31 protein-coding genes and 1 riboswitch are annotated in these 26,767 nt (G+C 48.5%); of the genes, 12 read left to right on the top strand and 19 right to left on the bottom strand.

Going from position 1 to position 26,767, the window contains the following annotated elements:
• Positions 1-299 precede the first annotated feature (299 nt).
• Complete coding sequence (locus tag PCH02S_RS29965) at positions 300-500, bottom strand: cold-shock protein (protein WP_127457760.1); 201 nt, start codon at positions 498-500, stop codon at positions 300-302.
• 71 nt (positions 501-571) lie between these two features.
• Positions 572-772 (bottom strand): cold-shock protein, encoded by a 201-nt coding sequence (locus PCH02S_RS29960; RefSeq protein WP_028555458.1) that lies wholly within the window; start codon positions 770-772, stop codon positions 572-574.
• Positions 773-959: 187 nt separating this feature from the next.
• Positions 960-1,056, top strand: a riboswitch (purine riboswitch).
• Between the two features lie 59 nt (positions 1,057-1,115).
• On the opposite strand from PCH02S_RS29960, the gene PCH02S_RS29955 reads away from it, so the two are divergent.
• Positions 1,116-2,468 (top strand): 8-oxoguanine deaminase, encoded by a 1,353-nt coding sequence (locus PCH02S_RS29955; protein WP_127457759.1) that lies wholly within the window; start codon positions 1,116-1,118, stop codon positions 2,466-2,468.
• Positions 2,469-2,533: 65 nt separating this feature from the next.
• On the opposite strand, the gene PCH02S_RS29950 is transcribed toward PCH02S_RS29955, so the two are convergent.
• Both PCH02S_RS29950 and PCH02S_RS29945 read right to left on the bottom strand, forming a co-directional pair.
• Positions 2,534-2,863 carry an LSm family protein gene (locus tag PCH02S_RS29950; protein ID WP_127457758.1) on the bottom strand — a complete coding sequence of 110 codons (330 nt, stop codon included), beginning with the start codon at positions 2,861-2,863 and terminating at the stop codon, positions 2,534-2,536.
• A gap of 117 nt (positions 2,864-2,980) precedes the next feature.
• A complete protein-coding gene (locus tag PCH02S_RS29945) occupies positions 2,981-4,540 on the bottom strand; it encodes a copper amine oxidase N-terminal domain-containing protein (RefSeq protein ID WP_127457757.1) in 1,560 nt (519 codons plus the stop codon).
• A 186-nt stretch (positions 4,541-4,726) separates the two neighbouring features.
• Here PCH02S_RS29945 and PCH02S_RS29940 point away from each other — a divergent pair, with 186 nt between their 5' ends.
• The 3 genes from PCH02S_RS29940 (at position 4,727) to PCH02S_RS29930 (ending at position 8,377) form a co-directional block, all read left to right on the top strand.
• Positions 4,727-5,254, top strand: coding sequence for an NfeD family protein (locus PCH02S_RS29940; protein WP_127457756.1), 528 nt, complete (start codon positions 4,727-4,729; stop codon positions 5,252-5,254).
• A gap of 36 nt (positions 5,255-5,290) precedes the next feature.
• The gene (locus PCH02S_RS29935; RefSeq protein WP_127457755.1) at positions 5,291-6,748 is read left to right on the top strand and encodes a flotillin family protein; all 1,458 of its coding nucleotides are present in this window, start codon (positions 5,291-5,293) and stop codon (positions 6,746-6,748) included.
• A gap of 111 nt (positions 6,749-6,859) precedes the next feature.
• The gene (locus tag PCH02S_RS29930; protein WP_127457754.1) at positions 6,860-8,377 is read left to right on the top strand and encodes an HD domain-containing phosphohydrolase; all 1,518 of its coding nucleotides are present in this window, start codon (positions 6,860-6,862) and stop codon (positions 8,375-8,377) included.
• A 78-nt stretch (positions 8,378-8,455) separates the two neighbouring features.
• Here the strand turns inward: PCH02S_RS29930 and PCH02S_RS29925 are convergent, their stop codons facing one another.
• The 5 genes from PCH02S_RS29925 to PCH02S_RS36145 all read right to left on the bottom strand — a co-directional run bounded on the left by PCH02S_RS29925 (position 8,456) and on the right by PCH02S_RS36145 (position 13,293).
• On the bottom strand, positions 8,456-9,778 hold the full coding sequence (locus PCH02S_RS29925; RefSeq protein ID WP_127457753.1) for a MerR family transcriptional regulator: 1,323 nt from the start codon (positions 9,776-9,778) through the stop codon (positions 8,456-8,458).
• 139 nt (positions 9,779-9,917) lie between these two features.
• Positions 9,918-11,207, bottom strand: a complete 1,290-nt coding sequence (locus tag PCH02S_RS29920; protein ID WP_127457752.1) for a hypothetical protein — start codon at positions 11,205-11,207, stop codon at positions 9,918-9,920.
• Positions 11,194-11,760: an RNA polymerase sigma factor gene (locus tag PCH02S_RS29915; RefSeq protein WP_127457751.1), complete on the bottom strand. Its 567-nt coding sequence runs from the start codon at positions 11,758-11,760 to the stop codon at positions 11,194-11,196. Before PCH02S_RS29915 ends, PCH02S_RS29920 begins: the two co-directional genes overlap by 14 nt.
• A 270-nt stretch (positions 11,761-12,030) precedes the next feature.
• The gene (locus PCH02S_RS36150; protein ID WP_174806840.1) at positions 12,031-13,038 is read right to left on the bottom strand and encodes a hypothetical protein; all 1,008 of its coding nucleotides are present in this window, start codon (positions 13,036-13,038) and stop codon (positions 12,031-12,033) included.
• A gap of 3 nt (positions 13,039-13,041) precedes the next feature.
• Positions 13,042-13,293, bottom strand: a complete 252-nt coding sequence (locus tag PCH02S_RS36145) for a hypothetical protein (protein WP_174806839.1) — start codon at positions 13,291-13,293, stop codon at positions 13,042-13,044.
• 177 nt (positions 13,294-13,470) lie between these two features.
• On the opposite strand from PCH02S_RS36145, the gene PCH02S_RS29905 reads away from it, so the two are divergent.
• The 4 genes from PCH02S_RS29905 to PCH02S_RS29890 all read left to right on the top strand — a co-directional run bounded on the left by PCH02S_RS29905 (position 13,471) and on the right by PCH02S_RS29890 (position 16,869).
• A complete protein-coding gene (locus PCH02S_RS29905; RefSeq protein WP_246069299.1) occupies positions 13,471-13,920 on the top strand; it encodes a hypothetical protein in 450 nt (149 codons plus the stop codon).
• A gap of 245 nt (positions 13,921-14,165) precedes the next feature.
• Positions 14,166-15,395, top strand: a complete 1,230-nt coding sequence (locus PCH02S_RS29900; protein WP_127457750.1) for an S-layer homology domain-containing protein — start codon at positions 14,166-14,168, stop codon at positions 15,393-15,395.
• A 142-nt stretch (positions 15,396-15,537) separates the two neighbouring features.
• Positions 15,538-16,227, top strand: coding sequence for an L-ribulose-5-phosphate 4-epimerase (gene araD / locus PCH02S_RS29895; RefSeq protein WP_127457749.1), 690 nt, complete (start codon positions 15,538-15,540; stop codon positions 16,225-16,227).
• Positions 16,228-16,377: 150 nt separating this feature from the next.
• The gene (locus PCH02S_RS29890) at positions 16,378-16,869 is read left to right on the top strand and encodes a GAF domain-containing protein (RefSeq protein ID WP_127457748.1); all 492 of its coding nucleotides are present in this window, start codon (positions 16,378-16,380) and stop codon (positions 16,867-16,869) included.
• Here the strand turns inward: PCH02S_RS29890 and PCH02S_RS29885 are convergent.
• From PCH02S_RS29885 to PCH02S_RS29870, 4 genes are all read right to left on the bottom strand, one after another.
• A complete protein-coding gene (locus PCH02S_RS29885; protein ID WP_157323518.1) occupies positions 16,862-17,311 on the bottom strand; it encodes a PilZ domain-containing protein in 450 nt (149 codons plus the stop codon). The genes PCH02S_RS29890 and PCH02S_RS29885 overlap by 8 nt on opposite strands.
• A gap of 80 nt (positions 17,312-17,391) precedes the next feature.
• Entirely contained in the window at positions 17,392-18,489 is a 1,098-nt protein-coding gene (locus tag PCH02S_RS36540; protein ID WP_246069297.1) for a polysaccharide deacetylase family protein, read from the bottom strand.
• A gap of 109 nt (positions 18,490-18,598) precedes the next feature.
• Positions 18,599-19,240: a thiamine diphosphokinase gene (locus tag PCH02S_RS29875; protein WP_127457746.1), complete on the bottom strand. Its 642-nt coding sequence runs from the start codon at positions 19,238-19,240 to the stop codon at positions 18,599-18,601.
• An 89-nt stretch (positions 19,241-19,329) separates the two neighbouring features.
• Complete coding sequence (locus PCH02S_RS29870) at positions 19,330-19,563, bottom strand: hypothetical protein (RefSeq protein WP_127457745.1); 234 nt, start codon at positions 19,561-19,563, stop codon at positions 19,330-19,332.
• A gap of 136 nt (positions 19,564-19,699) precedes the next feature.
• Between PCH02S_RS29870 and PCH02S_RS29865 the strand changes: the two genes are divergently transcribed.
• Complete coding sequence (locus PCH02S_RS29865) at positions 19,700-20,434, top strand: DUF554 domain-containing protein (RefSeq protein WP_127457762.1); 735 nt, start codon at positions 19,700-19,702, stop codon at positions 20,432-20,434.
• Here PCH02S_RS29865 and PCH02S_RS29860 read toward each other — a convergent pair.
• On the bottom strand, positions 20,431-21,132 hold the full coding sequence (locus tag PCH02S_RS29860; protein ID WP_127457744.1) for a response regulator transcription factor: 702 nt from the start codon (positions 21,130-21,132) through the stop codon (positions 20,431-20,433). The two genes, PCH02S_RS29865 and PCH02S_RS29860, sit on opposite strands and share 4 nt — an antisense overlap.
• A gap of 319 nt (positions 21,133-21,451) precedes the next feature.
• Between PCH02S_RS29860 and PCH02S_RS29855 the strand changes: the two genes are divergently transcribed.
• Both PCH02S_RS29855 and PCH02S_RS29850 read left to right on the top strand, forming a co-directional pair.
• A complete protein-coding gene (locus PCH02S_RS29855; protein WP_127457743.1) occupies positions 21,452-22,372 on the top strand; it encodes a GGDEF domain-containing protein in 921 nt (306 codons plus the stop codon).
• 162 nt (positions 22,373-22,534) lie between these two features.
• Positions 22,535-24,169, top strand: a complete 1,635-nt coding sequence (locus PCH02S_RS29850; protein WP_127457742.1) for an S-layer homology domain-containing protein — start codon at positions 22,535-22,537, stop codon at positions 24,167-24,169.
• A gap of 60 nt (positions 24,170-24,229) precedes the next feature.
• On the opposite strand, the gene PCH02S_RS29845 is transcribed toward PCH02S_RS29850, so the two are convergent.
• The 5 genes from PCH02S_RS29845 to PCH02S_RS29825 form a co-directional block, all read right to left on the bottom strand.
• The gene (locus PCH02S_RS29845) at positions 24,230-24,691 is read right to left on the bottom strand and encodes a spore germination protein GerPE (protein WP_127457741.1); all 462 of its coding nucleotides are present in this window, start codon (positions 24,689-24,691) and stop codon (positions 24,230-24,232) included.
• Positions 24,692-24,694: 3 nt separating this feature from the next.
• The gene (locus PCH02S_RS29840) at positions 24,695-24,874 is read right to left on the bottom strand and encodes a spore gernimation protein GerPD (RefSeq protein ID WP_164819787.1); all 180 of its coding nucleotides are present in this window, start codon (positions 24,872-24,874) and stop codon (positions 24,695-24,697) included.
• Positions 24,875-24,879: 5 nt separating this feature from the next.
• Complete coding sequence (gerPC, locus tag PCH02S_RS29835) at positions 24,880-25,626, bottom strand: spore germination protein GerPC (RefSeq protein WP_127457739.1); 747 nt, start codon at positions 25,624-25,626, stop codon at positions 24,880-24,882.
• 73 nt (positions 25,627-25,699) lie between these two features.
• Positions 25,700-25,909: a spore germination protein GerPB gene (locus PCH02S_RS29830; protein WP_127457738.1), complete on the bottom strand. Its 210-nt coding sequence runs from the start codon at positions 25,907-25,909 to the stop codon at positions 25,700-25,702.
• Between the two features lie 34 nt (positions 25,910-25,943).
• Positions 25,944-26,171 carry a spore germination protein gene (locus PCH02S_RS29825; RefSeq protein WP_127457737.1) on the bottom strand — a complete coding sequence of 76 codons (228 nt, stop codon included), beginning with the start codon at positions 26,169-26,171 and terminating at the stop codon, positions 25,944-25,946.
• A 136-nt stretch (positions 26,172-26,307) separates the two neighbouring features.
• Between PCH02S_RS29825 and PCH02S_RS29820 the strand changes: the two genes are divergently transcribed.
• Positions 26,308-26,766, top strand: coding sequence for an Hsp20/alpha crystallin family protein (locus PCH02S_RS29820; RefSeq protein ID WP_127457736.1), 459 nt, complete (start codon positions 26,308-26,310; stop codon positions 26,764-26,766).
• The last annotated feature ends 1 nt before the right edge of the window (position 26,767 follow it).

Below are 26,767 nucleotides of genomic sequence, written 5' to 3'. Positions count from 1 at the left end.
CAACAATCGTTGTATGAAGTGCAATATAGAGGCGAAGTGGGGCCCCTTTACGTCCAAATGGCTGCGCAAAATACAACATAGCTGTCACAGTCGCTGTTATCGCTCCAGCGGTTCTTCCCTGAGGGGAGCTACAGGGCACCATTTCATTGAAATAGGCCCTTTTCAAAAGATTTATATGTTTGGGTTGAGTGAAAGCTCAACCTTATTTTGTTCATAGCACTATGAATAGCAAAGCCCTTATTGCCTCCATTTTCGGAGACAATAAGGGCTTCGGGTACTACCGTAGGCTGTATTACTAATTATCGCCTGCTGCTTGTGTTCGATAAGGTTGGGAGCATCTTTGAATCCTTGACCATGGCAGAATGACAAATCGGACATTCCGGACTTTCGTCGAATGAAAAGTTATCTCTCATCCAACATGAGCACTGTTCCGTGCTGCAGGTCCAAATGTTCGTTTGCTCTTCGGGCACAGGTTCCATCGATTTCTTTGAAAAGTACATGTGAACTCCTCCTTGTCATTATAGACTCAGCCTCAGACTCGCAAGCAGTGTATAGCAATATGTGGTAAGGACTACAGCTTGACTACATTTTCAGCTTGCGGTCCGCGGTTACCTTGAACAACTTCAAATTGTACGCGTTGGCCTTCATCCAAGCTTTTGAAACCTTCCCCCGTAATAGCGCTGAAGTGAACGAACACATCATTGCCGCCTTCCATTTCGATAAAACCAAATCCTTTTTCTGCATTAAACCATTTTACCGTACCTGTTTCCATGTAGACATAAACCTCCAATAATTTGTTCCTGCGTGTTGCTCTTGGATCATCAGAACCTGACAGCTTGTTAACGCAGCTTTGATAATATATCCAATTAGAAGGGAGCTTATTCCAATTTCATGAAAAATTCATTTCGGACCAATTGACGAGCTGCCAAAAGTTGCCTATACTGAGGTTAAATATAGCTTCAAATCACAATTTCATAGTTCGTATAACCTCGATAATTTGGTTCGGGGGCTCTACTGGGAACCTAAATCCTAACTACGAACACAATATATGCTTATATATTGTGTTTGTTGGTTAGGATTTTTTGTTCCTTATTTACGTTGAGGAGGAATGAAGGATGAGTTCATTATTAATTCGCAATGCGCAGGCTATTGTTACGGTGGATGACGGGGATCGTGTGCTGGAACGGGCGAATATCCTGATCGAAGGGAATCGGATTTCGAAGATGGGGAAGGACATGTATGAAGCGGACAGGGTCATTGATGCCTCGCAAATGTTTGTATACCCAGGTCTGGTTAACGTGCATCACCATCTGTATCAAACGTTTACGCGTAACTTGCCGCAGGTGCAGAAGCTGGAGTTATTCGACTGGCTCCGCTATCTATACGAAATTTGGAAGGGGATCACGCCGGATGCCGTGTATCACAGCTCCCTAACGGGCATTGCCGACCTTATGAAAAACGGGTGTACCACCGTTTTCGACCATCATTATGTGTTCCCGCAGCAAAATAGCGCTCATTTCATCGATAAACAGTTCGAAGCGGCCGAGCGCTTAGGCATTCGCTTCGTGGCCTCCAGAGGGTCCATGACGCTTGGCAAAGATCAAGGAGGATTGCCTCCTATGAGCGTCGTGCAGGACCTGGATACGATCCTTGCTGACAGCGAGCGGCTGATTGATCGTTATCACGATGCCGGCGCAGGCTCGATGCGTCAGGTGGTGCTGGCGCCATGCTCGCCGTTCAGCGTATCCGCAGATCTGATGCGGGAGTCGGCGGCGCTGGCCAGAGCCAAGGGCGTACGGCTTCACACACACCTCGCAGAGACCAAGAATGAAGAAGCCTATACGCTGGAAAGGTTCAGGATGAGACCGCTGGCTTATATGGAAAGCCTGGACTGGTTAGGACCCGACGTGTGGTACGCTCATGGCATTCATTTTAACGACGAGGAAATGAGGCTGCTCGCGCAAACCAAAACCGGCGTCGCCCATTGCCCGATTTCCAACATGAAGCTTTCGTCCGGTATCGCAAGAGTGCCGGAAATGCTAAGCATGGGAATTCCCGTAGGCTTGGCGGTGGATGGCAGTGCATCCAATGACGGATCGAACCTGCTTGAGGAGCTCAGGATAGCGTATTTACTGCACAGACTGCAATCCAGCGCCCAGGCGCCCAGCGGTTATGATTTATTGAAAATCGCCACCAAGGGCGGCGCTGGAATCTTAGGCAGATCCGATATCGGCTCGCTTGAGGTCGGGAAGGAGGCGGATTTGTTCATGATTCGTGTAGATCAAATTGACGCTGTAGGGACTCAGACAGACCCCAAATCCTGGCTGGCAACAGTCGGCCTTAAGCGGCCAGTGGATTACACGATCGTGGCTGGGAAAGTCGTCGTCGAGAACGGCAGGCTTGTTGGAGAAGATGAGGAGATGCTTGCGAAGGACTGTCAAGCATCGTTTGAACGTTTTATTCAATAGTAAGAGAACTAAAAAAAGCCCGCACCTCAAGGCCAAGATGGACCAAGTGAGGGCGAACTTTCCTCTTAAGCAAGCAATAAAATGACTAGCAGCTCGAACAGGACTAACGTCAAAATTTGAAACTGGGCTGGCGTATAAATGGGTCTATGGTGATCGTAAGGCTGAGCATGAGGCGTAACATGGAGATAAGCGTGGTGTCCATCCACATTCACCAGGACGCCTTCATACGTATGCCCGTCTATGGTTGTGACGCGAATCGTACGACCGACATGGGGGTGAACAGCTCCCATAATTGCGTTTCGCTTGTGCATCATTTGATGCTGCCAGTCTGGTTCTGCTTGATAAAGAACTTGCGATCCTTGATGACCGGGGTGTTGCGACGGATTCATATACATAGCTTTCGCTCCTTTTTCGTGCGGCTGTGCGCAACGGTAGGCTTATTGCCTAGGTTCACTACAGACTATTCAACCGCCCGAAAAAGGTGCATTTGCCTATGCGTTTTTTCCAAGAGACTAATCGCGTTTAATTGTCACGACACGAGTCTCATCGTCAAAAGATACTTTACCGCCAAGCGACTCTGCAATGAAACGAATCGGCACGAAGGTAGATCCATTATGGAGCGTTGCAGCACTTTCCAACTCAATGGAAACACCGTCAACAGTAGCCATCTTACTATCGAGTTTCAGCACAATTGTTTTACCGCTTAACAAGTCTTTAATAGTAACTTCCTGCAAGCCGCCGTTCCAGCCAACCTCAGCGCCAAGTTTTTCGGAGATAAAACGCACCGGCACCATGGTTTTGTTATCTGCATTAATGAATGGCAGCGGTGTATCGCTCGTTGAGACAGCATTGCCATCCGCCAGCTGTAAGTTAACTTCCTTCTTCGTTACTTTTATATCTTCGCGAAGCATTTTGTAGAAAGTAGACTGTTTATCCAAGTTATCCAGCACGCGATAAATGGAGGAAGCGTCCTTACCAACTTGCACGGCACCGCCGGAGACATCAATGGTCTCGGCTGTGACCGGCTTATCCATATTCCAAGTTTCACTTGCGAAGGAGATTTTAAGCCCTGCAACGCCAGTGCCTTTATCCGGAAGCGGGATGTTGGCCGCAAGTGTTTGCTTACGAATGAATTTATCGGCATCGATATATAGATCAGCCTGCAGCGTGGATTTAGCGTCAAACAGGCCTTTTATGGGCATTAGACCCTGCCCGGCATTCCCAGACATGGCTTCTTCGAAAGAAGCAGCCGTTTTCTCCAGAAAATCACGGATAGGCTCATACACAAGCCCGATTGCTAATTGTTTGTTGCTCAAAATCGTCAGGGCGAAGTCTGCGGAACCGGCCTTGACTTGTTCTTCAATTACAGGTGACAGAGCATCGTAGAATTGGCTCAGCAGGTCTTTTAAACCAGCTTCGTCCGCCAAGATATTGCTGAACAGTTTCTGGAGCAGGGTGGCTAGCTCAGTGCCGTTCAGTTCAATATGTGCTTGCTGGAGGGAAAGGTCGGCACCGTTAACTTTGTCCGTAACCGATGTGACCGAAATATTCGAAGGATTTGCCGTATTCGCTAAAATAAGCCCAATAACCGAAGATTTAATCTCGGCCAGTTTGTTTCCGAATTGTTCCTGAATGACGGTTGGCAGCATTTTGGTGAGCGTTGCATCCGAACCGCCTAAGACGTCATAAACAATCGGCTTTTTCGCGCCTTCGATACTTAGAATAATTTTCGTGCCTTCTGTAGCGAGCTTAAAGGGGATGGAGCCCTTCCCGTATGTAATGGTACCTTCTGCAGATGTCATCTGTGCGTTCTGTGTTTTCACGTTCGTAAGCTCAACTTTTACTTGTTGTAAAGCGCTGAGCGATTTCTGTTCGTCAGCTGTCAGCTTGGAGGTGTCGCCGGGGACGAACTCAATCTGCAAAGTGCCTTTGGATTCGGAGGACTTCACGGTTGCACTGTTTTTAATCGCCTCAGCAAGGTCTAAGCCTTGTACAGCTTGGCAGCCTGTCAGCGCAAGCAGCAGCAACACCATGGCGGCGGATACCCACCAAGTCATTTTCTTTTTGTACATGTGCTAATCTACTCCTTAGTTTTAATAGAAATAACAAAAAGACGTCCAATGATTATACGCGATGCACCAAAGAAGGATTCGCATGAAAACGGATTATTTTTTGACCGCAACCTTTTATTACCAATTTCGTATATATTTATTAGACGGACTATGCTTCCTGAAGGAGGCCACAAGGAGGTGACGTCTATGATGACTTTGTTTGCGGTATGTTTTTTTGTAGGCCTTGTGTTAACGGTTCTTGTTACATTTTTTGGAGGCGACTTCTTTGAAGTCCACGGAGATACCGGAGGAGCCCATGGCCATGGGGGACCGTCCTTTTTCAACTTGTCTTCCCTTTTAGCGAGCTTAACGGTATTCGGCGGCATGGGGTATATGCTGAGTGAGGTAGGAATGACCAGCAGTTTATTCATCCTGCTCATTGCTATTGGCGCCGGGCTTTTTGTGGGTTGGCTGTTCTTCCTTTTCTATGCCAAAGTCATCTATAAGCATGATGACAGCATGAGGGAAAGCGATTTTGAACTCAATGGACAGTTAGGGAAGCTGATTGTGCCCATTAACGGGAAGGGGATCGGCGAGATGGTGATTGTAATGCAGGGGACCAAGCGGTCCATCAGCGTGCGATCCGAGCTTGGAGAATCGATACCCAAAGGAGCAAGGGTGGTCATTCTTCACATGGACAAAGGCGTCGCTACAGTAAGTCAATTTAGTGACTGAGCTTGAAGGTACTACTAACTTCCGGGAGGTTATTTGATGACGTTAACGATTTTGTATACGGTTGTTGCGATTGTACTTGTTGTTTTCATTTTACTTACTACTATTGTTAGAGCCTATAAGAAAGTTCCGCCGAATGAGGCGATGATCGTGTTCGGTTTGGGGGGCAAACGCGTCGTGCAGGGCGGAGGAACGTTCGTCATTCCGGGTTTTCAGAGCTACAAAACCATTTCCATGATGCTCATGAGCTTCGACGTCAAGCCGGATCAGCCCATGTTCTCGCAACAGGGGATACGGCTTAAGATCGAGGCGGTTGCCCAGATCAAAATTCAAAGCGACCCCATCGCCATCGCCACGGCCTCCGAGCAGTTTCTGGACCACACGCTGCTGGAGCGTGAAATGATGATTCTTCATTCCGTTGAGGGGCATCTGCGCGGGTTGGTTGGACAATTAACGGTAGAAGCTATCCTTAAGAATCCGGATGAGTTGAACAGCAAGATGAGGGAAACGTGCTCGGAGGATTTGGATAAAATGGGGCTGAGCCTGATCTCCTTCGTCCTCAAGCGTGTAGCGGATGATCAAGGTTACATTGAGAACCTTGGAGTACCGGAAGTGGAGCGCATCCGCAAAAGCGCCAGCATTGCCAGAGCCGAGGTCGAACGGGACATCCAGATTCGACAAGCGGATACGGAAAAAGAATCGGCGATTCGCAAAGCAGAGGCGCACCAGCTGAAGGTCGAAGCCGAAACGGTCGCATCGGCCAAAGAAGCGCAGTACCGCAAGGAACTAAGCATGCGGGAAGCGGAGTTTAAGCAGGAAACGACGAGCCGGCAGGCGGAAGCGGACTTGGCGTATGAGCTGAAGCAGAAGCAGATTCAGCAGTCGCTCGTGACGGAGCAGGTGAGAATCAGGCAGATGGAAGCTGAAGCGAACAAGACCGTACGGCAGATTGAAGTGGAGCTGAAGCAAAAGGAACTCGAGGCGTCGGTCATTAAGCCTGCCGAAGCGGAGAAGCAGGCTGCGATTATGCGCGCTGAAGTGAACAAACAGCGGCAAATTCTCGAAGCTGAGGCTGATGCCGAGTCGACGAGAAAGCGCGGTGAAGCGACGGCCGAGGCGGAGCTGGCCAAAGGGAAAGCGAATGCGGAAGTCGTTCGCTTGGCGGGACTTGCTGAAGCGGAGGCGCTGGAGAAGAAAGCAGAAGCCTACAAGCAGTACACGCAGGCAGCGGTGACGGTGGAAATTCTTCGCATTCTGCCGGAGTTAGCGGAGAAGATTGCGGCGCCACTGAGCAACGTGGACAAAATCACGGTGATCTCACAAGACGGTGCGACATCTGGCGTGAACAAGGTGACAGGCGATATCGTCAAAATGATCGCCCAAGTGCCTGAAATTACGCAGACATTAACAGGCCAGAGTGTTACGGAGCTTGCGCGCGCCTTTCTTGGCAAGGACAATGTCCCTAATGTCCCTAATGTGAATAAGGAAACGGAATGAATCGATGCGATTGTCCTTGGCCCCTAGGGCTGAGGGCATTTTTTTGTAAGCGTAAAAGGGCGAATTGCTATACAATAAGGACTAAGTTTAGTGTGAAATGAGGCATCCGTCATGGTTATTTACCAAAGGTTTCTGCGAGATTTGATTCGTAACTATATCATAGGTTCGGGTATTGCTGTTGTGGTGGTGGGCGGGGTCATTATTTCAACGACCTTGTCCATTTCGAATGCAGAAATGGTGCGTATTTTCTTCATTATGACCATTTCCCTGGGCGTCATGCTGTTGGCGGAGCTGTGGGTGTTTCGCCGGCACATGCAGCCCATTCGGGCCCTGCTGGAGCACGAGGCTCCGGACTTGGCATCCATTCGGGACGCTTATTTGCAAACTCACCGTTTTCCAGCGCTCTCCGTGAAACGCATTATGGGTCCTCATTTTCTTGGCCTGTCCCTTCCAGCCATGACGATGGCGTCCATCGGGATTGCGATGGGTTGGCTTTCACTTCCGGCTTATTACATTGGGCTTGCCGGAATAGGTGCTGTGCTTGTGGCGAGCATGCATGCTTTGCTTGAATTTTTCACGACAGCCCGGGCGATCCGGCCCGTTCTTATCCATATCCGCGAGGTAGGCCGGCGCCTTTATGGGGAGGACGTCTCTTTGGATGGGCGTGTGATTGTTTCTATTCAACGCAAATTCCAGCTAAGCGCGTTCCTGATTGGAACGATGCCGTTGTTTCTTTTCAGCTTAGCCACGCAAATTCGTCTTCTTTCTCAGCCTTCGGATTTTACGGTGGATTATTGGAAGTGGGCAGGTATCATTCTGCTGCTTGGCGTGGGGTTTTCCTCTCTTGGGGCGCGGATGCTGGCCAGAGATATTCAACAGCCTATCGGAGACTTGTACCAGGCCATGAAAGAAGTGCAGTCCGGGGACTTGCAAGTTAGGGCTTCGGATTTATATTCCGATGAATTTTCAAAATTGGTTGCAGGTTTTAATCATATGGTCAAAGGGCTTGAAGCACGCGAGAGCATGAATAATCAGCTGCTGCAGAGTTATTATTCCACATTAGCTGCTGCCCTTGATGCTAGAGATGCTTATACGGCAGGGCACTCCACACGCGTTGCTCAGTATTCTCTTCTGATTGGAAAAGCTGTGGCTTTAAGTGAACAGGAACTCGATCTGTTGAAAAAAACAGCGCTGCTGCATGATATAGGGAAGATTGGCGTTCGCGACAATGTATTGCTGAAGGAAGGCCGATTGACGGATGAGGAGTTTGAGAAAATCAAGCTGCATCCGGTGCTGGGAGAATCGATCCTGAAACAAATTGAGCCGGCGGAGGCGATGGCGCCTTTGCTTCCGGGCGTGCGCTCACATCATGAGCGCTATGACGGGAAGGGATATCCGGACGGCCTGAAAGGCCAGGAGATCCCGGAATTTGGGCGCATCATCGCGGTAGCCGATGCGTTCGATGCCATGACTTCCGATCGTCCTTACCGGAAGGGGATGGCGGTCGAGAAGGCGGTGGCCATTCTCGCGGAGGGCAAGGGGACGCAGTGGGACCCCCACTATGCGCAGACGTTGATTGATGTTCTCATGAGCTCGAACCATGGGAAGAAGACGTCACAGGTTAGCTGACCGCATGAAACAGCAAAATGCATAAATAATAGAGCCCGCTGCTGCGTGAAGGCCTATTATTTATGCAATCCATGACGATCAATTGATAACCGGATAGCCTAAGAATTCGGCAATCTTATCAAGTAGTCGTTGCTGTGCTGTCATTTTTTGAAACATATCATCGTATTTTTTATTCAGTTCTTCTTTCAGCTCTTTGATTTCCCCGGTAACGCCTTCATACTGCTGGTTCAGCAGCTCCTTCGTGGCAATGAGGAGTTCACCTTTGACGTCTTGTTCAGAAGCTTCTTGGATCTGCTGTTGAATAGCCTGGATGACGTTCTGAAGTCCTTTCACTTTCAGAGAAGCACCTTCAAATTGTCTGTGTAACAATTCAATGGTTGTAGCGATTTCACTGCGGATGTCCTGTTCAATGAGCTCAGCTATCTTGTTAACGAGAATTTGATTGACGCTGCTCAGTTCCGTTACTTCCTCCGTAAGGGCGTCACATCGGTTGCCCAGCATTTGTACTTCCTCCGAAACACCCTCAACTTGTGGTCTCAGCAACTCTGTGGCAGCGGACAGTATCTCATTTTTGAGGTCGGTCTCCGAAATTTCAGGTTGTGCTTGAACTTGTGCTTGAACTTGTGCTTGAACTTGTGCTTGTTCTAGCGCTAGTTCTTGCGCTTGTGCGAGACGCTGGATTTCATTACGCAGGTCCGCAATTTCATCCGAAACACTATGATATCGCGTATCCAATGCCTCAACGGTGGTTACCAAGCTTTCTTCCTTACTTGTTTGTTCCGGTGTTTTTATGACCTTCTGCATGAGAGAGTGGACCATGGCGCTTAGCTCTGTGAATTTATGTGTTAAAAGATCGAACTGAAAGTTGGAGGGATCCAAAGCAGGTGATGAAGCTCTGCCAGCTGTAACTGACGCTATACTGGCTTTTTGATTCAAGTTATCTGTGTAGTCCTTTAACTTCTCTGGCGTTTTGTTCGATTCTATCTTTTGCTTGAGGAGCTGTACCGAATTACGTAATTCGATCGTATCACTACTGAACTGCGCATTTGATTTGTTAACAGCCAGCGGGGGCAAATTGGAGCCGGAAGTAGCAGGAGCCGTAGGAGAAGCTGAAGGAGCCGGAGTTCCAGTCGGCGTAGTTTGTATTTCTTTAGACAGTGAAAGAGCTTCCTTATCACGCATTTCCTGTAACTGTTCTTTGATGAACTTAAGTGGCTTATTGGCGTCTTTCATCCTGGCGATGGCTCGAAACATTTCGATGGCCTCTTCCGTGTATCTGAGTGACCCGTCAACAGCTACGATCGGAAGAAATTCGCGAAAGTGATTGGACCATTCGACCACAGATGCACGTGTTTTTCCAATTTTGCCGGCGATTTCGGTGAGCTTATATGATCTTTTCATTGTTCTTTATCGTCATCCTTTCGTCTTAAGCTCTTTAGGCTTAGGCATTCAGCTGTAACATTGTATTCAGGACATGAAGCAAATGACAATGAAAAAAAGGATCCATCTCCAACAATTGGAGAACAGATCCTTCCTATATTTATTCAATCGACGGCACGCGTTTATCCGTCTCTGGCGCTAAATACCGGCCAACCTTATCAATCCATTCCTCGACATAATGATCTGTGGCCCACTGCGCCATGACAAGCTGCTCACCGGGGAGCAGATTCAGCACAAGCTGTGGATCACTGCCAGGAGCCTGGCCGTAGGGATAGAACTTGAGCTTGCCGTTCTCGAAAATAACGAGCATATCGTTCATCGGCGAAGTTAAAGCATCGGTTGCTTGCGGCCAGGAGGACTGAATGCCTTTCCAGTTGCAGCACAGATCGTCGTGGTTGACGACTTTATCGGGCAGCTCTCGCGGGAAGTCATGCAGCGCATAGCTGTCGGGTACTGCCGCCGTGGTTGTAACACGCGGCGTTTCAGCGACCTTGCCAACCCAGTGCCCTGGTTCGCGCTGAACTGTCCAGCTTTCGCCGGATACCTCGCCGCGTAAACTGCTGGATATACTGCCAAGCACGCCGCTGATATTCGTGTTCGTGCCGTAGACATCAGCGATAGACACATGATTCTTGTCCACCGGCTTGTTGTAGAACTGTACGGTGTGGCCTTCTTTTAATTGCGGCAGGGTACGGACCCAGATGCGATCTGCTTGATAGGGCGCACCGCCTCGCACTGTCTGTTCCGCCTCGGCAATAGACACATATTGATTCCCCGCAAATAGGAGGGTTTCTGTCCGATTGAGCTGTTCGCTTTCATCATCCGGGAAAGCTTCCGGTTTCACAGGCTGATCCGCCAAATGGGCGGATAAGTAGTGGAACTCATCCGTTTTCGTTCGATGAACCAGCGAGTCAATTTTCCAGAAGTTTTGCTTATAAGGCATAAGAATCCCCGAGCCTTCGGACGTCTTCTGCAGTTGTCCGCGAACAGGCGCGATCAGCATCGTGCGATAGGTACTATAGCGCATGGGTTTCAGCGCGCGTCCAGGCTCGTTGGCAGGTTCATGCTCGGTCCTTAAGCCAATCAGCAGAGCCGTAGTAATCGGCGTAGGAGAGAGGTTTAAGGACGCTGTTGTTGCTGTGATTGCTGTATCTGCCACAGGTGCGGCATCACTTTGGGTATGTAGCGTGTTCCAAGGGAAAAGCAAGATCGCGGCCACGATTGCACCGACACCGGCGAAGCAAAGCACAGGCTTGATCCTTGGCTTCGTTCGTTCTTTGCGTTCAACCGCTTCTTCAATCTCGCGCTGAAGCTTGGAAGTAAAGCCGGGGCGCTCAAGCGGTCCTGATTCCAATTGTTTGCGTAAATCATCCGGATCAGGATTCTTCAAGAGCCTCACGCTCCTTCAATTTGACCACCTTGAGTCTGGCGTGATGAAGCCGTGATTTAACGGTTCCCTCCGATATGTTAAGGATAGACGCCATTTCTTTCGTTGAGAGCTGATAGTGGGCATGCAAAATCAGAATTTCCCTATATTTCGGTGGAAGGGAAATAACTTTTTTCCAAATGTCGCTGGCATACAATTTCTCCATGGCTTCTGTTTCTGCGGAACTCGATGTACCTGTAGATTGAATGAAGCCAACAAGGGTCACTTTGCGCCAGAAGGCTTTGCGTAAATAATCATAAGTCGTATTGCGTGTAATCGTAAGAAGCCAGGTCTTAACCGAAGCTTCGCCGCGGAATGTAGTAAGATTGCGATAAACTTTTAGGAAGGCATCTTGGGCAATATCATCAGCTAAGTCTGAGTTGCGGCAAATGCTGAAAGCGTAATTCCAAACATCATTTCCATAGGTCTCCATCAAATTGCGAAGAATGACTTTTTGATCTGTCGTTTCAGATACGTACTTTAAATACTCAAATACATGGACACCGGTCGTCTCCATTCTCTCACCTCTCTAAATTAGACGTTTGCAGGTTCCAAAAAGTTCGCAAAACGCCCAAAAAAATTTGACGGCATCATCCCATACTTAAATAATTCGCAAGGATATTGCCGCAAGAGTCGGAGTTTGAAGTTAAATTAGCAGAAAAGAAGTAGGTCGGATTCTGGAGGAGTTTTGAGCCGGGGAAGAGAATGGATCCTGTATATAGAAATTGGACGTGGATTATCCGTCTAGCTGAAACGGCTGAAGCGTTCCAACGTGTTGTTCAGCCGTTTATAGTGCAGGATTAGCGTGCTGGCGATCGATTCTACCCACGGTGATAGCTTTATAACGCCAGAACGTTTCATGAATGAGCGCAGCTTCCTCCTCATTTTGATACTGAACCAGCACCGTCACTTCCGGAAGCTTATGTTTTTGATGAGGGAGGGAATGTTTGGATTTGATAAGGAGTCCGATGCCGAACCCGAGCAAAAAGCCGCCAAAACCGTAGATAAGTCCCCAAATGATAGGACCCCATTCCAAGATGAAGCCTAGGCTAATCCCAAAGACACTGAAAGCTATTGCGCTGGCAAAGCCGATTTCAACGGATTTAGCTGTACGATCAAAGCGTTGATCAACAATAGATAATGATTTATCTGCATGAGCGTCCATGAGGATGGGTCGAATGCGGGCTGGATGAATACCGCTGTGCTCCAACATGCTTAAAGCTTGCTCCAACTCCGTACAATGCTCAAATGTGCCAATCATCCACAAAGGGGAGTTCGTCTCGGTTCCATTCATCGATGCGATCCTGGCTTTCTCATAATAATCGGTTAAATGCTGACGCTGGGTGATGCGGAAAAGCCGATTTTGTTCAATCGAGCTGGTATAAGAATGGTACATGGCACCTCCTAGAACGGAAGGCATGAACATAAGCCATTGGGGGTTCAGAATGCTGACAACCATACGGTTATGACCCAGGATGAGAGCCATAAGCGCTTCATAGAAATGAGAAAATGTGAGATAAATCCACCACCAGAAAATGCCGTAAAAGCCAAGCCAAATGTGCTTATTGTAAAGCTGTCCAAGACCCGGAAAAAGAAATGAGCAGTAAGCGGCGATAAGAGGTCTCTTCTTCTCAAGAAATTGGATGCCGGTTGAACGCATGAGATGTACGGGGATTCGTCCGTTTTCCAGCATAGCCAGTTCGTAGTGCTTATTCGCTTCAATGGAGCAGCGATAGCTGTCCCAGATTGCAAAAAAATAAATAAACATATAACCGAATAGCCAATTGGGATGCAAAACTTACTTCGCCAACGCGAAATTGCCGCTAAACGAATACACCATAGCCAGATTGATTTTGGCCAATGAATTAATAATGACTTCAGAAAGCGTTAACAGAACACCTGTTGTATTTTTGTACATAAGCAGATGTCCAAAGCCAGGGAAGGAAGCCGACCACCAGGCAACCATGAAGGGGGTGCGGCGCTGGGCGTAGATAATATCGAACCTTCTGACAGCAGCCATTGTCCATCGTGGGGTGGAATGTGTTGGCAAAGGAAACCCGTCCTCTTCACTTCAAAATGTCTTTGGATTAGTATCTCAGCCATTGGTATTTTTTATGCAAATAATAGGAAGAATGCGAATTGCAGCCTTGACAATAGAAGGTATTAGCACGCAATATGTAGGAAGGATACTGCATGTAAATCAGGTCCTTTGGAGAGGAAGAACACAATGAATTTCGTTGAGCATGTCATGGATCACCTGCGTTCCGGAGTCATTAACAATTACCCTCAGCCAGTTGCTTTGAATATGGGCTTAGTGTATACCGTTAAACTGGAAGATAAAAAGACGAATTTAATTTGGCTGCCTTTTGAGTATACAGGTCTTGCGTACGTGGATATGGGGCGACAGATCAATGTGCATCCTTACTATAGAGGCGTGATTTTTGAGGAAGTTGAACTCTCTCGGGGAACGGATCTTCACAAGCCGCAAACGGAAGAGGCCTTTGTGAAAGCCATATTTCAGAAAAGCTTTGAGATGCACCAGCTGCTGCAGCAGGAGAAATATGCTTACCTGCAGGGGAGCGCACCGGATTTCCTAACGAAAATGTTATACATAACAGATTGGCTCCGTTACTACAATTCAATGAAAACCGTTGGCGCTGGCAGAAAGTTAGGCTGAGTGCCGGAATAATAGGACTATACTTTCTACGCTTGTAGAGGGTGTGGTCCTTTTTGATACGCAGAAAGACGGAATCAGCTTCATGGATGAAAGCCCGCCCCTGCGGCTATAGACCCAATCCTGCTAGTGCTTGGCACTCCTCTCTTACTAGGCTTTAAGGCTGTTCTCAAAGGTTAATAGAAGCCTTATCCTAGAGAATGGTACAAGTTGGTATCAAAAATTTGTAGAGGGCGGAGAGTCTTAACATGGGGCAGTTGAATAAATGGATAGCCATAGCAGTGGCTTGCTGTGTAATAACCATAGGGGTTGGACAAACAAAAAGCGAAGCGGCTACGATGTCGGACATACGAGGGCACTGGGCGGAGCAGACGATTACCCAGATGGCGCAGCAAGGGCTGCTGGACGGCTTCCCGGACGGAACGTTTCGACCAGATGATGCGGTAACGGCTGACCAATTTGTGAAAATCGTTTTGTTGGCATTTACGGATAAGTTTCCGAATGGTGAGCGCAACTGGAAAACAAGCTTTCTGCAGGCGCTAAGCGCGGGGAATCAGAGCATTTTGAAACAGGATTATCGGGATTTCACCTTTAAGCCAAGCACGGTCGGATACTGGGCGAAGCCATACCTGGATTTGGCCAGTGATCTTCATTTCATTAGTAAAGGGCAGTTCACGGATTATAAGGCGAAGCTGAAACGCGAAGACGTAGCTGAGATTTTGTATTACTTGCTGAAGGAAACCGAATATTTGGAAGATGAGGTATACAGCCTCAAAGCGGCATCCCAATTCGGTGATCTGCAAAGCGCGACGTCCAGACAGCAGAAATTTATCGGCGAAGCGATGACGAAGGGGATTATGGAAGGATACCCGAACGGGTATTTCGGTGTGGGACGAGATGTTACCCGTGCGGAAGCCTTGCAAATCATTACTCGCTTGCAGACGAAGTCCAAGAGGATCAATGTGAAAAACGAGGGAGACGCTTTCATTAAAGTTGTACCTACCAAAGATGGCAGCTACAAAAAGCTCATATTCCCTGATCAGCGCATGCTCGATGCTTATAGCATAATGGAAGAGGCAGGCAAGCTGCGGGGGACGAATTATGATTTGGAAGAAACAACGCTCCGCCTGTTCCGCGATGCGGATGCCAAAGCGCTTGCCGTGAACGGGGCGACAGCGGCTATACGTAACAGTAATGAAGCATCGTTGTGGCTTGATCCTCAATTTTTGACCTATGGCGTAACAGTTCGCCTGGAGGATGGTACGCTGGCGCGCAATATGGAAAGTATTCGCAAGTTTACGGATTTCCTTTTTGGTTATGATGCGGATATCTTCTATCGCCACTTTACGGATACGTGTGAGCGCGCCGCAGCGAAGGGCGTACTGGAAACAACGACGAAGCAGATTGGCAGTTTCTCCGTGGAGACGCGGCTTGAGCCGGATGGCAAGACCCTTGTTTTTTCAATTATACATGCGTAATTATTAACAGCATAAATAAATCGAGGTGTACATACAAGTTGTACACCTCAAACTTTATATCTCCACTATCTAGATAACATGTACGTACAAGTGTATAATAGTACATTATACGTACATTCATATCGGAAGGTGTTGAGTACACGTGCTGGAGAAATTGAAACAAGCGGTACTGGAAGCAAATCTGGATTTGCCCAAATATCAGCTCGTCACATTTACGTGGGGCAATGTCAGCGGGATTGACCGGGAGCAAGGGCTTGTCGTGATCAAGCCTAGCGGTGTTCCTTACGAGGACTTGAAGGCCGAAGATCTCGTGGTCGTCGATCTGGAAGGCCGAGTCGTAGAAGGCACGTTGAAGCCTTCTTCAGACACGCCGACGCATTTGGCGTTGTACCGCGCCTTCCCGGCCATTGGCGGGATCGTGCACACGCATTCGCCATGGGCGACAAGCTGGGCGCAGGCCGGGAGAGGCATCCCTGCCCTGGGCACAACACACGCGGACTACTTCTACGGGGAAGTCCCTTGCACGCGTCTCATGACGGAGGCGGAGATTAAAGGAGCCTACGAGCTGGAGACGGGCAACGTCATCATCGAGACGTTCCGCGATCTCGACCCGGCGATGGTACCGGGCGTGCTGGTGAACTGCCATGCCCCTTTCAGTTGGGGGAAGGACCCGCACAATGCGGTACATAACGCAGTCGTTCTAGAGGAGGTCGCGAAGATCGGTTATCGCACCTTCGAGTTGAATTCAGCGATCCAGCCTATGGATCAAACGCTGCTGGATCGGCACTTTCTGAGAAAGCATGGCGTTAATGCCTATTACGGGCAAAAATAAATGAAAGACAGCCGGCATCTCGACGAGTGCGGCTGTCTTTTTTGTATTCAGATAGGGAAGTAACAGGTAAATCTTATCCTTTGGCGGAAATGTGCACTTTTTGGTATGATGAAAGAGCAAAAATGTTAAGGGGAAGAAGGATGATAGACCATGTTTGCGAAGTCAGGTTATGAAGGAACAAGAGAAGAGAATTATACCTTGCTGATTCAGCAGGTTAAAGCATTGATACATGATGAACCGAACCGAATTGCCAATTTATCCAATGCAGCGGCGCTGCTCGGACAGTTTTTGACCGATGTGAATTGGGTAGGTTTCTATCTGGTGGACAAGGCGCAAGAGAAGGAAGAGCTTGTTCTGGGCCCTTTCCAAGGATTGCCGGCATGCGTTCGGATCCCGCTGGGTAAAGGCGTTTGCGGCACGTCCGCGCAGCTACGCGAAACGGTGCTAGTACCGGACGTTCATGCGTTCCCGGGCCATATCGCCTGCGATGCCGCTTCGCAATCGGAAATCGTCGTTCCGATCCTTAGCGGGGGCGAGCTGATCGGTGTGCTGGATATTGACAGCCCTAGCCTGAACCGTTTTGATGAACTCGATCAGCGCTATTTGGAGCAGTTCGTGCAAGCTCTAGCTGCCGCTATGTAAGGTCATAAGTCATGGCATAAATATCATTCATATCTTCATCGGAACAAAAGCTGCAGCTTGCCAAGACGTTGGTGTGTCTCAATCGAGAACCCAACATAATCAGGTGGCTGGTCAACTGCTGTTCGATCGCTTTATCTGCGATGCTGAATTCAATCCCGTATTCATAGAGGGAGGGCTTCAGCATCGTTTTTCGTTTAATGATGCCTAGTATCTTCATTTCTTGATGGAAGAGATGAAACGTAAATTCCAATAGCAAGCTCATCTCGGTAGGGAGATTCAAGGGCGTATGCATACGAATGCCCCCTGCGCTGATGTCCCTTATCATGATTTTGGAATGCTTCGTGTCGGCAGCTTTATTTTTGATCCCTATAATCTTGAACAGGGCGGTTAAAGGTATTTGGAGATGCAGCCTGAAACTGGAGCGTTTATTTGGTTGTGACATGGAGAGGCTCCTCTTCATTAATAGGCATATTATACTACGAAAGTAGATATTTTGAACCATTAATTAGAAAGAAAAGCCCCTTATTTACGCTTAAGGAGCTGGGCCTCGAAGGCTTGTAAATCTTCCTCGCCATTAACAAAAAGCCGTTTCAGCAGGAAAGGGGACTGCTCGTTTGTAGCATAACCTTGATCGATGGTAAAAGCATATCGAAATCCGTGCTGCTTAAGCAGTTTCAACGTTGTTTTGTTACGTTCGCCATACGGGTAGCAAAAGATATCGGCTTTGGTTCCCAGATGCTCCTCAATCTGCTTTCTGGCTTCCACGATTTCGTATGCTTGTTCATCCGCCGTCAGCTTGGGGAGGTGAGGATGCGACATGCCATGCGGCTGAATGTCCCAGCCTCCGGCCTGCATCTTCTTGATTTGGTCCCAATTGAGATAGCCGTCCTGCTCCGTCATGCCAGGGGAGACGAAAAGCGTGGCAGGGAACCCGTATTTCGCGAGAATCGGCATCGCCTGCTCATAATTATCGAGATAGCCGTCATCGAATGTCAGCAGTATCGGCTTCTCCGGGGCTTTCTCGGAAGTGTCTCCTTCCAGGAGACGTATAAACGCATCGAGTGAGAGCGGTGTGTATCCGTGATCGTGCAAATAAGCCATTTGCGCTTCCAGCTTATCCGGAGAAATGACGACAATATTCCCTGGATCTATCGCTACACTGTGGTAGTTGAGCACAGGGATACTGACTTTGGACGAAGTTTTGCCCGTGTTCTTTGGCGGAACGATAGGGACATAAGTATTTGTGGTAACAGAAGAGGGAACCGGTTTCGTGTCCTCAGAGAGTGGATGAAACAGGGTGGTCCCTACGTTGGAATCTTGCTCTGGTTCAGCGCCAGGTACCGCATCAGGTACAGCTTCAGGTAGAGCTTCAGGTAGAGCGCTAGGCACAGCAGCAGGCACCGTCACCGGTTCTGCTTCTGCCGGAAGCTCGTCCACTTGTACAGCAGGAAGCTCCTGCTGTCCACCGGCAGCCGTAATGAGGTAAGGAGCCGCTGCGTCAGCCTCCTCCTCAGTCCCGTAGTGCGTAGAGGGAAGGCAGCTAACAAAGAGCAGCAGCACTATCGTGCAAATCCCGATAAATAACGCAAACGACAGGATTCCCTTTCTTCGAAAGCTCATAGGCTCACCAACCATTTCTAGAGGAATAGTCTATTACTCTATTTGTAAGCAATGGTTGGGAGAATTATACCTAATCCGTAGAAGAGATTACTGGAAATTGGAGCTATGTTTAATCTTTGCTTTGAATAACCAAGAGGAGACCCGTCTGCAGCTCGATGAGACCTTCCGGTTCGTTAAGGATATTACTGATCCCGAGGGATTGGCCGATCTCTAACGTCGCTTGATGTAGCGGATACGCAAAGCCGTGGAGTGTAATACCTGTCACTTTCAGGCTAAGCGGAAGTAAAGAGATATGCGAATAGTGTCCACGCTCAATGCGAGTCGTTTGATTCATCACGATGATTTGGTTATTGGCATCGATAATGGAGCAGGCAATGCCCAGCTCCGTTCCTTTGCGCAGCAGATGCACATTGGCTAACGAATGATCGAAGCGAGTGCCCAGGGCACCCAGCAGGATGATCTGCTCAGGCTGCTCGGCAAGAGCCCAATTAAAGGCCATCTCTGTATCGGTCAAATCTTTATGGATAGGATCGCATTCGATAAACGACACGCTTGAAGAACGAATAAGGCTTAACTCTTCAGGCGTTACCGAATCGAAATCCCCTAGTGAAATATGAGGTGTATAGCCGTGCTGAATCAAATACAAGGCACCGCGGTCTGAGCCGACCAATACATCATTCTCTTGAATGGCCCCGAGCGCCCAATCGCCAAGCGTACCGCCAGTTACAATAATTATTCGTTTCCCGTTCATGCTTGTTCCCCCAGCGCTAATTATCATCCCCTTAGTATACCATATTGAGGCAAAAAACCGAGCTGCATCCCAGCAGCCCGGTTCTAAGATTAAGTTCGGTTATCAGCGCGCTTGCGCATAGGATTAAGCTCCGTTTGATCGTGATCAATCTCGGCTTCTTCCGCGAAGCCCTGCAACTCCCATGTCGTTCTGCCCAGCACGAGGTCCGCAGGAAATTCATCACCGCGTTTGAGGGTAACCTCTTGCCCTGCCTCATTGGCATAAATTCCGTCTGTCTCTACAATATCGCCTGTCATCGGTTCCATTGATTTGTCTTTCGCCATGCCGTATTCCTCCTTTCCTGTTGCTTATCCATACCATTTCCAAGCGTGGAGGAAATTATGAATAGAATCATGTAGAATGATAAGGTTGTCATATACGGAATACATACTTGGGTCAGGCAGAAAGGAAATGAACAAAATGGCATTATGGGGAACGATCGTGAATGCTGCTGCTATCATTATTGGGGGATTGTTGGGGCTGCTTCTGCCGCGCATCTCGGAAGGCATAAAAAGCACAGTCATGCAGGGCCTGGGGCTCGCAATTACTGTGCTGGGGATTACGATGGCTCTGAAATCGAGTCAAATCGTCCTTGTTATTTTGAGCGTCGTCATCGGAGGCATTCTGGGAGAGCTGCTCCGCATCGAATACCGGCTAGGCCAGCTTGGTGACTGGCTGCAGTCCCAAATGCGCAAAAGCTCCTCACAGCATCAAGGCAGCGTCTCGGAGGGCTTCGTGACTTGTACGCTGATTTACTGCATCGGAGCTATGGCGATTCTAGGTCCGCTGGATAGCGGCCTGCGGCATAATCATGATATTTTGTACACGAAATCGCTGCTGGATGGGTTCTTATCCATTATTTTCGCTTCAACTTTAGGTGTAGGCGTAATCTTCTCAGCCGTATCTGTTTTCATCATGCAGGGAACGATTGCACTCGCTGCAACTTTGATCGCCATGGCATTCAGCCAAGCATCGCTGGACGCGATGATCATTCAAATTACAGCCGTTGGCGGAATTCTGGTGATTGGCGTAGGCATCAATATTCTTCAAATCAGGAAAATCAATGTCGCCAATATGCTGCCGGCACTAGTTATAGCAGCCGCCGCTGTGCCTTTGCAGCATCATATTTCCGCTTGGTGGGAGCGATTGTTCTAGACCGCAGAACCGTTAAATTTATAGCCTACACCGCGCACAGTGATAATATACCGAGGTTCAGCCGGATTCATTTCAATTTTCTTGCGGAGATTGCTGATATGTACAATGAGTGTTCGTGGGTCGCCCATACTGTCCAGGCTCCAGATAAGCTCAAACAAATGCTCGATTTTGTAAACCCGATTAGGGGTTTTGGCCATAAGGGAAAGTAAATCAAATTCTTTGGCCGATAGCGAAATGGTCTGCCCATTCACGCGAACGATGTGGCTGACCAGATCGATCTCAAGACCGGGAAACTTCACCAGCTGCGGGTCATCCTGATGCTGCTCGCGGATCGAATTCCGGCGCAGAAGGGCCTTCACCCTTGCAACAAGCTGACTAGGGCTGAAAGGTTTCGTCATATAATCGTCGCCACCCATGCTCAATCCGAGAATGATATCGATATCCTCGCTTTTACAGGAGATGAACAGAATTGGCGTATTGCTGGTTTTGCGGAGCTGGCGGCAAACTTCTATGCCATCAAGTCCTGGCAGCAGTATGTCCAGAACAATAAGATCGGGCTTGTGTTCCTTGACGATTTCAAAAACATCTTGTCCATTGTTGGCACTGATGACTTTGTATCCTTCTCTCGCTAGATAGAGTTGGATTAGTTGGACAATTTCTTGTTCATCATCCACGACTAAAATTGTTTCTCCTGCCATACTAGAAATCCTCCTCAGTAACGGAACGGCTCATGATGGGAGCGGAGAACCCGCTCACAAATATTACCTTCATTATAGAACGATTCTCCTAAAAATTTCTATCCTTTTATTGACAGATCGCTAGATTTGGTACTGTTTACAGTATAAATTGGGTACTATGCCCTATTGCTGACCTAGAACTTTAGCGAAACGGGAAGAAAACAGACGGAAAAGGACTTTATTTGACGCAAACTTTAGGTGACCTTTATGAAATCTTTATGTTCCCATGCTAATCTACCCTTGTCTCTATGCATGAGTAGAGAAGGGGGCGACGAAAGTAATGAGTCATTCGGCTGATTTGAATCCCGTCACACATCCATGGTTGCAGAAGGATAACTTCGTACGCCAATTCATTGAGCAGGCTTGGGATTTGTTTTGTATTTTCGATGTACATGGAAATTTAACCTATGCGTCCAAGAGTTTTAACCCCGTGATTGGCCTTATCCCTGAGGATTTTCAGCAAATTGTAGACTTTATCGATTCCGAATACCGGATGGATATACATAAAATGTTTATCAAAACCTTGCAGACGAGCAGCAGCAGTAAGCTGGAGCTTCGTATGAAAGGGACCAGCGATAGCTTCAACTGGTTTGAATGTACCGCGATGCCGATCTGTAATGTAGAAGGAAATCTCTCAGAGATTTGTTTCGTACTTAATGATATTACGCTGCGCAAGAATCACGAGAGCCGGCTAATCGCGATGGCTTTCCATGATCCATTGACGGGTTTGCCGAATCGGCGGCTGTTCAAGGAGCAGTTGCAGCAGATGTTTTTGCAAGCTAAACGAACGAACAGGCCTTTTGCGCTGTTATATGTGGATATCGATGATTTTAAAATGATTAATGACACGATGGGGCACGATGTGGGGGATGCTTTCCTGCAGGATTTTGCCCACCGCATTCAAGACTGTCTCCGCGAGGTCGATTTGTTTGCCCGGATGGGCGGCGATGAGTTCACCATTCTTCTGCCATCCGTAGATTGCGAAGAGCATGTGAATAGTGTGGCCAGGCGAATCCTGCATTGTGTGGATCAGCCGTGGGAGGTTCAAGGCCATCTGTTCAGGGCCACGGTCAGTATGGGAATTACGATGTATAACCAAGACCAGGCAGAAGCATCACATATGATGAAAGAAGTGGATCTTGCGCTCTATCAAGTGAAGGGCAAGGGGCGAAATCACTTCCAATTTTATCAAGAAAAATAGACTTATAGCCAGTTATCAGTTAACCGTTATAGGGGATCTAAAGCCCGCTGTATAGCGGTTTTTTTGCGTTCACCAATATTTACAACTAGCGATTTAATACGCATTCTAAGATGATAGAGGAATGGTAGTCTCGGAAAATGCTAGAGAAGGGAATGAGTGTAAATGCCGACGAACAAGCGATGGCGTAAAATCTTCGTTGCCTTAGCAGCAGCGGGGATACTGACGATAGCAACAAGCTCGGAACCTCACAATGCTCTGGCTCAAGCTGGTTCGGCACAGGGGAAATACAATATGTCCTATATGTATTTTGGAAGCCCGAGTTCGTATACAGCCCAAGTGGATAAAAGTGGAGAAACCCTCGATGTCGTAGCGCCCAGCTATTTTCATATCGACGCAAACGGGAACTTGGAATTATCCGATTCGCTGCTAGCTTCCTTCATTGCAGATATGCATCAGAGGGGAAAACGGGTTGTACCGTTTCTTAGCAATGATTTTGATCGGTCACTTGGAGAAAAGGCGATCGATAATCGCGAAGCGCTGGCGGATCAAATTGTTAAAGCTATTCAGGAAAACAACCTCGATGGCATTCAGTTCGATATCGAAAATGTGGATGCCGCTTACCGGGATAAATACACGGATCTAGTGAAAATCATTCGTAATAAATTAGGCAGCGACAAGGAAGTCTCCGTCGCGGTGGCTGCCAATCCAACCGGCACAACGCAGGGGTGGACAGGTCTGTATGACTATAAGGCCTTAGCCGCGGTTACAGATTACTTGATGGTCATGGCTTATGACGAAAGCTATCCCGGCGATACGACGCCAGGACCTGTGGCTAGTTTGCCCTTTGTAGAGAAATCGATTCAATACGCGATTTCACAGGCGCCTGCGGATAAGATTGTCTTGGGGATCCCGTTTTACGGAAGGTACTGGAATCAAAACGCAGCGGATAATGGAGCCGGTGTGTCCGCTCAAACCCTTAGCAAGCTAATCCAGAAATATGGGGGAACCGTTCGTTATGATACGGCTAGCCAGTCTCCTGTTGCCTCTTTGACTATTCTCCCAACGGATGAATCGTTTAGTATCAACGGCAATAGCTTAGTGCCTGGCGATTATACGGTTTGGTTTGAGAATGAACAGTCGCTGAAGGAAAAGTTGAAGCTGGTCAGCAAGTACAACTTGAAAGGTACCGGAAGCTGGAGCTTGAACCAGGAAACAGCCGACACGTGGGATTATTATGGCTTGTGGGCGGATGGCTTCTATTTCACAGACGTGCAGCAGCACTGGGCGAAAGAAGACATCCTCGCCGCAGCGAACAACGGCTGGATGCTAGGCACCACCGCAGACCGGTTCGCGCCGGACGCGGCGCTCACCAGAGCCGAAGCCGCGACGATCATCGTGCGCGCGCTCGGCTTGCAAGGCGAGGCTGCCGGCAGCGCCTCGTTCACGGACGTGCCTGCGAGCCACTGGGCCTCGCAGGATATCCGGATCGCGAAGAGCAGCGGGCTGATCCAAGGGATCAGCGACGAGCGCTTCGCACCGGATCAGATCATCACGCGGGAGGAGATGAGCATGCTGCTCTCCCGCGCCTTGCATTTGACTTCGCAGAGCGGCTCAGCCGCTGCGAAGAGCTTCTCTGACGTGCCGGCAGGCAGCTGGTCGGCAGAGGCCATTGCTGCTATGAGCAAGAGCGGCCTTGTCGACGGCTACGCGAACGGCACGTTCCGCCCCGGCGCGTCCTTGACGCGCGCGGAGATGGCTGCGCTGCTAAACCGCGCGCAGCCGCTGCTCACGAAGTGAGCACCCCAAAGAACCGCTTCCACCGATGAGGGTGGGGGCGGTTCTTTGGTTTTTATGGATCTACAAGCCAGGCGGCGGCTTGATAGCTGGCAGAAGGTCGCCGATCACATCCTCGGTGCCTAGCTTGATAAAGGTTTGCTGCCCATGAGGACCGGGCTTGTCGGTAACGAATTGACGGATGTTTTTGATTCGGGCTTCGCTTCCGATTACGCGGTTGCTGCCGATCTGGAGCACGGAGGTCGAACCAATGCCTAGAATTTTGATGCCCCGCACCCGGATATAGGAGCCTAAGTTATCCACACACATTGTAAATGGCTCCGGTGGCTGAGGTGTGGGAATAGGACGCTGAAAGAAGGGATAGGCCTTGAAGCTCCCTTCATTCCCGTAATAAATCGGTACTTCGCGCTGCACAGCGAAGACGTTGGTATCGAGTGCGGTAGTCACGTTATCTCCGACCTGCATGACACTGCTTGCGCTAATTTCAAGCACATAGACGTAGCCGACAATGGAGAGGCGCGCCATCTTTTAGGCCTCAGCCGGGAGCGGGACGAATGGCGAGATGATGACAGCTTCCGGAGGTGTGTCGAACATCGAAGACAAGGAGATGACTTCCGTATCGCCGATGAGGAAGACGGAGGAGCTGGAAACCCCGACAATGCGTACGTCACCCACGAAAATTTGCTTGTTTTCCACATTTAAATTCAACATAGTTATCCCTCATTTCTTGGCAGACTGGATATGTAGCTTTCAACTGCACTGATAATATCCTGTTTTGTTCTATCAATGATACTTGTCGTTACAGCTTCCATTGGTTCTTTAAATCCTACACCACGGTATTGATTGACATAATGCTGGATGCGAGCATCCAATTGTTTGCGAATATCGTCTATGATAAGGTCTTTGTAATCTTCGTCCAAATGGTATTGGTATTTGTTCTCCAGATTCAACATATCGGAGTGAAGTCCATATTGCAGATAATGCGCAATGCCTTTCGAAACGTCGTGCTGCATCTCAGATCCTGTAGGAGCTTGCCCTTCCGTGCCTTGCTGCTTTCTCGTATTCCCGGTGTTCATAGGTCCAATTCCGAATTCTTGCCCTGTTCCCATCCCCATTCCTTGACCTTGTCCCTGTCCCTGGGCAAACGGATTCTGATCTTGATTTTGATTTTGCCCGGCATCTTTACCTACTGAGGCGCCATTGACTGTGAAATCGTCGACGTTATCCAGCGAGCTCGGGCTGATGCCTATGGTTAAAGTTCCATCCAGTTTTTCAACCTTCAGTTGATCGAAATTATATTCGATTTTATCGATATGGAATCGTTTCTCGACTTTTAAAGCATCGAGATCAGACTGAAGTTTCGTAACTGTTTCTTCCAGTTTATCGATACGCTGCTTCTGCATTTCAATATAGGCGGAAAGCTGCTGGGCCCATTGCTGCCACGTGATTGAATTATGCATATATGGCACCTCCTTCCGATTTCGTTAGAAAAACCTTGCAGGATCAGCTTGGTGGTCATTCCATAGGCGGCGATCAGGTAGGCGGCGGCAATCGAACGAGCGAAACGGGATTTACTTCACTCGAACCAAGCTGTGGCGTTGGTTCAACAAAACCGCCTGTATTATAGAGGTTTGATAAGGAACGGATGGAACCTGCGGTGCCAATTTGCAGAACGGAGGAGTTGGCAACGGAGTTCACTTTTAGCTGCTGAATCATGATGGTTTGGTGAATGATCATGTTCATGAGGAACACCTCGCTGTGTTTGACATCGCTTAGGCTAGACGATCACTCCGCTTGTGGCGTTCGCTTCGATAAGATCCGAATCATTAGTGACGGTAGTGCTGTATGCATTATAGACACGAGGGAAATCACCCGTATTAAAAGAGCCTGCTCCTGCGAATGTTTTGGAAGAACTGGTAGGTGCAATGATGAAGGTATCGCCGAAGTGGACAACTGAGCTGGAACCAACGCTGATAATTTTCACGTTCCCTACGATAGATGGCATATGTCGGCCTCCCTGACTTCAGGCTTCTCACACCTTCAGTATATGAGGGTATTCGCCCAGAGGTGATCTGTTTTTCAGATTGGTGTCACATCAGGGCGTAGGCACATATACTGCAAGAGAAAACGAGGTGATAGGCTTGAGCGGGTTTAATCGCCATCCTTGGCTGAAATGGGATCATGTAGAGAAGTTTCTCGGGCAAAAGCTGCCTTTCGCTGAAAAAGGGCAGACCTTTCTAGATAATATGACGTGGGTTGAGGGATATGTACAGGACATGCTGAAAAAAGCTATGCCGGGCATGGACGCAAGCATTTCTACGCAAGGAGCGTCCGGCGCCGAAATCTTTGAAACGCATGAACATGTCATTATCAAAGTGAAAATCGCCAAAGGCGAAGATCCAAGGGCACTTCGCGTATTTATAAAATCGAATCAGATGAAGCTCACCGGATTCACTAGCGGGAAGGGCCGAATTATTAAATTTCCGACGCTTGTGCTTCCCAGATCGGCGAGAGTCAGTTACAAGCAGCGCTTACTCCAGATAAAAGTGCGTAAAAGAGGGTTAAAGGAGAATTATACGGAAGCCTATATTCGTTATTAGA

The organism is Paenibacillus chondroitinus NBRC 15376 (assembly GCF_004000765.1).
Taxonomy (GTDB): Bacteria; Bacillota; Bacilli; order Paenibacillales; family NBRC-103111; genus Paenibacillus_E; species Paenibacillus_E chondroitinus.
This window is presented reverse-complemented; position numbering and strand designations above follow the sequence as displayed.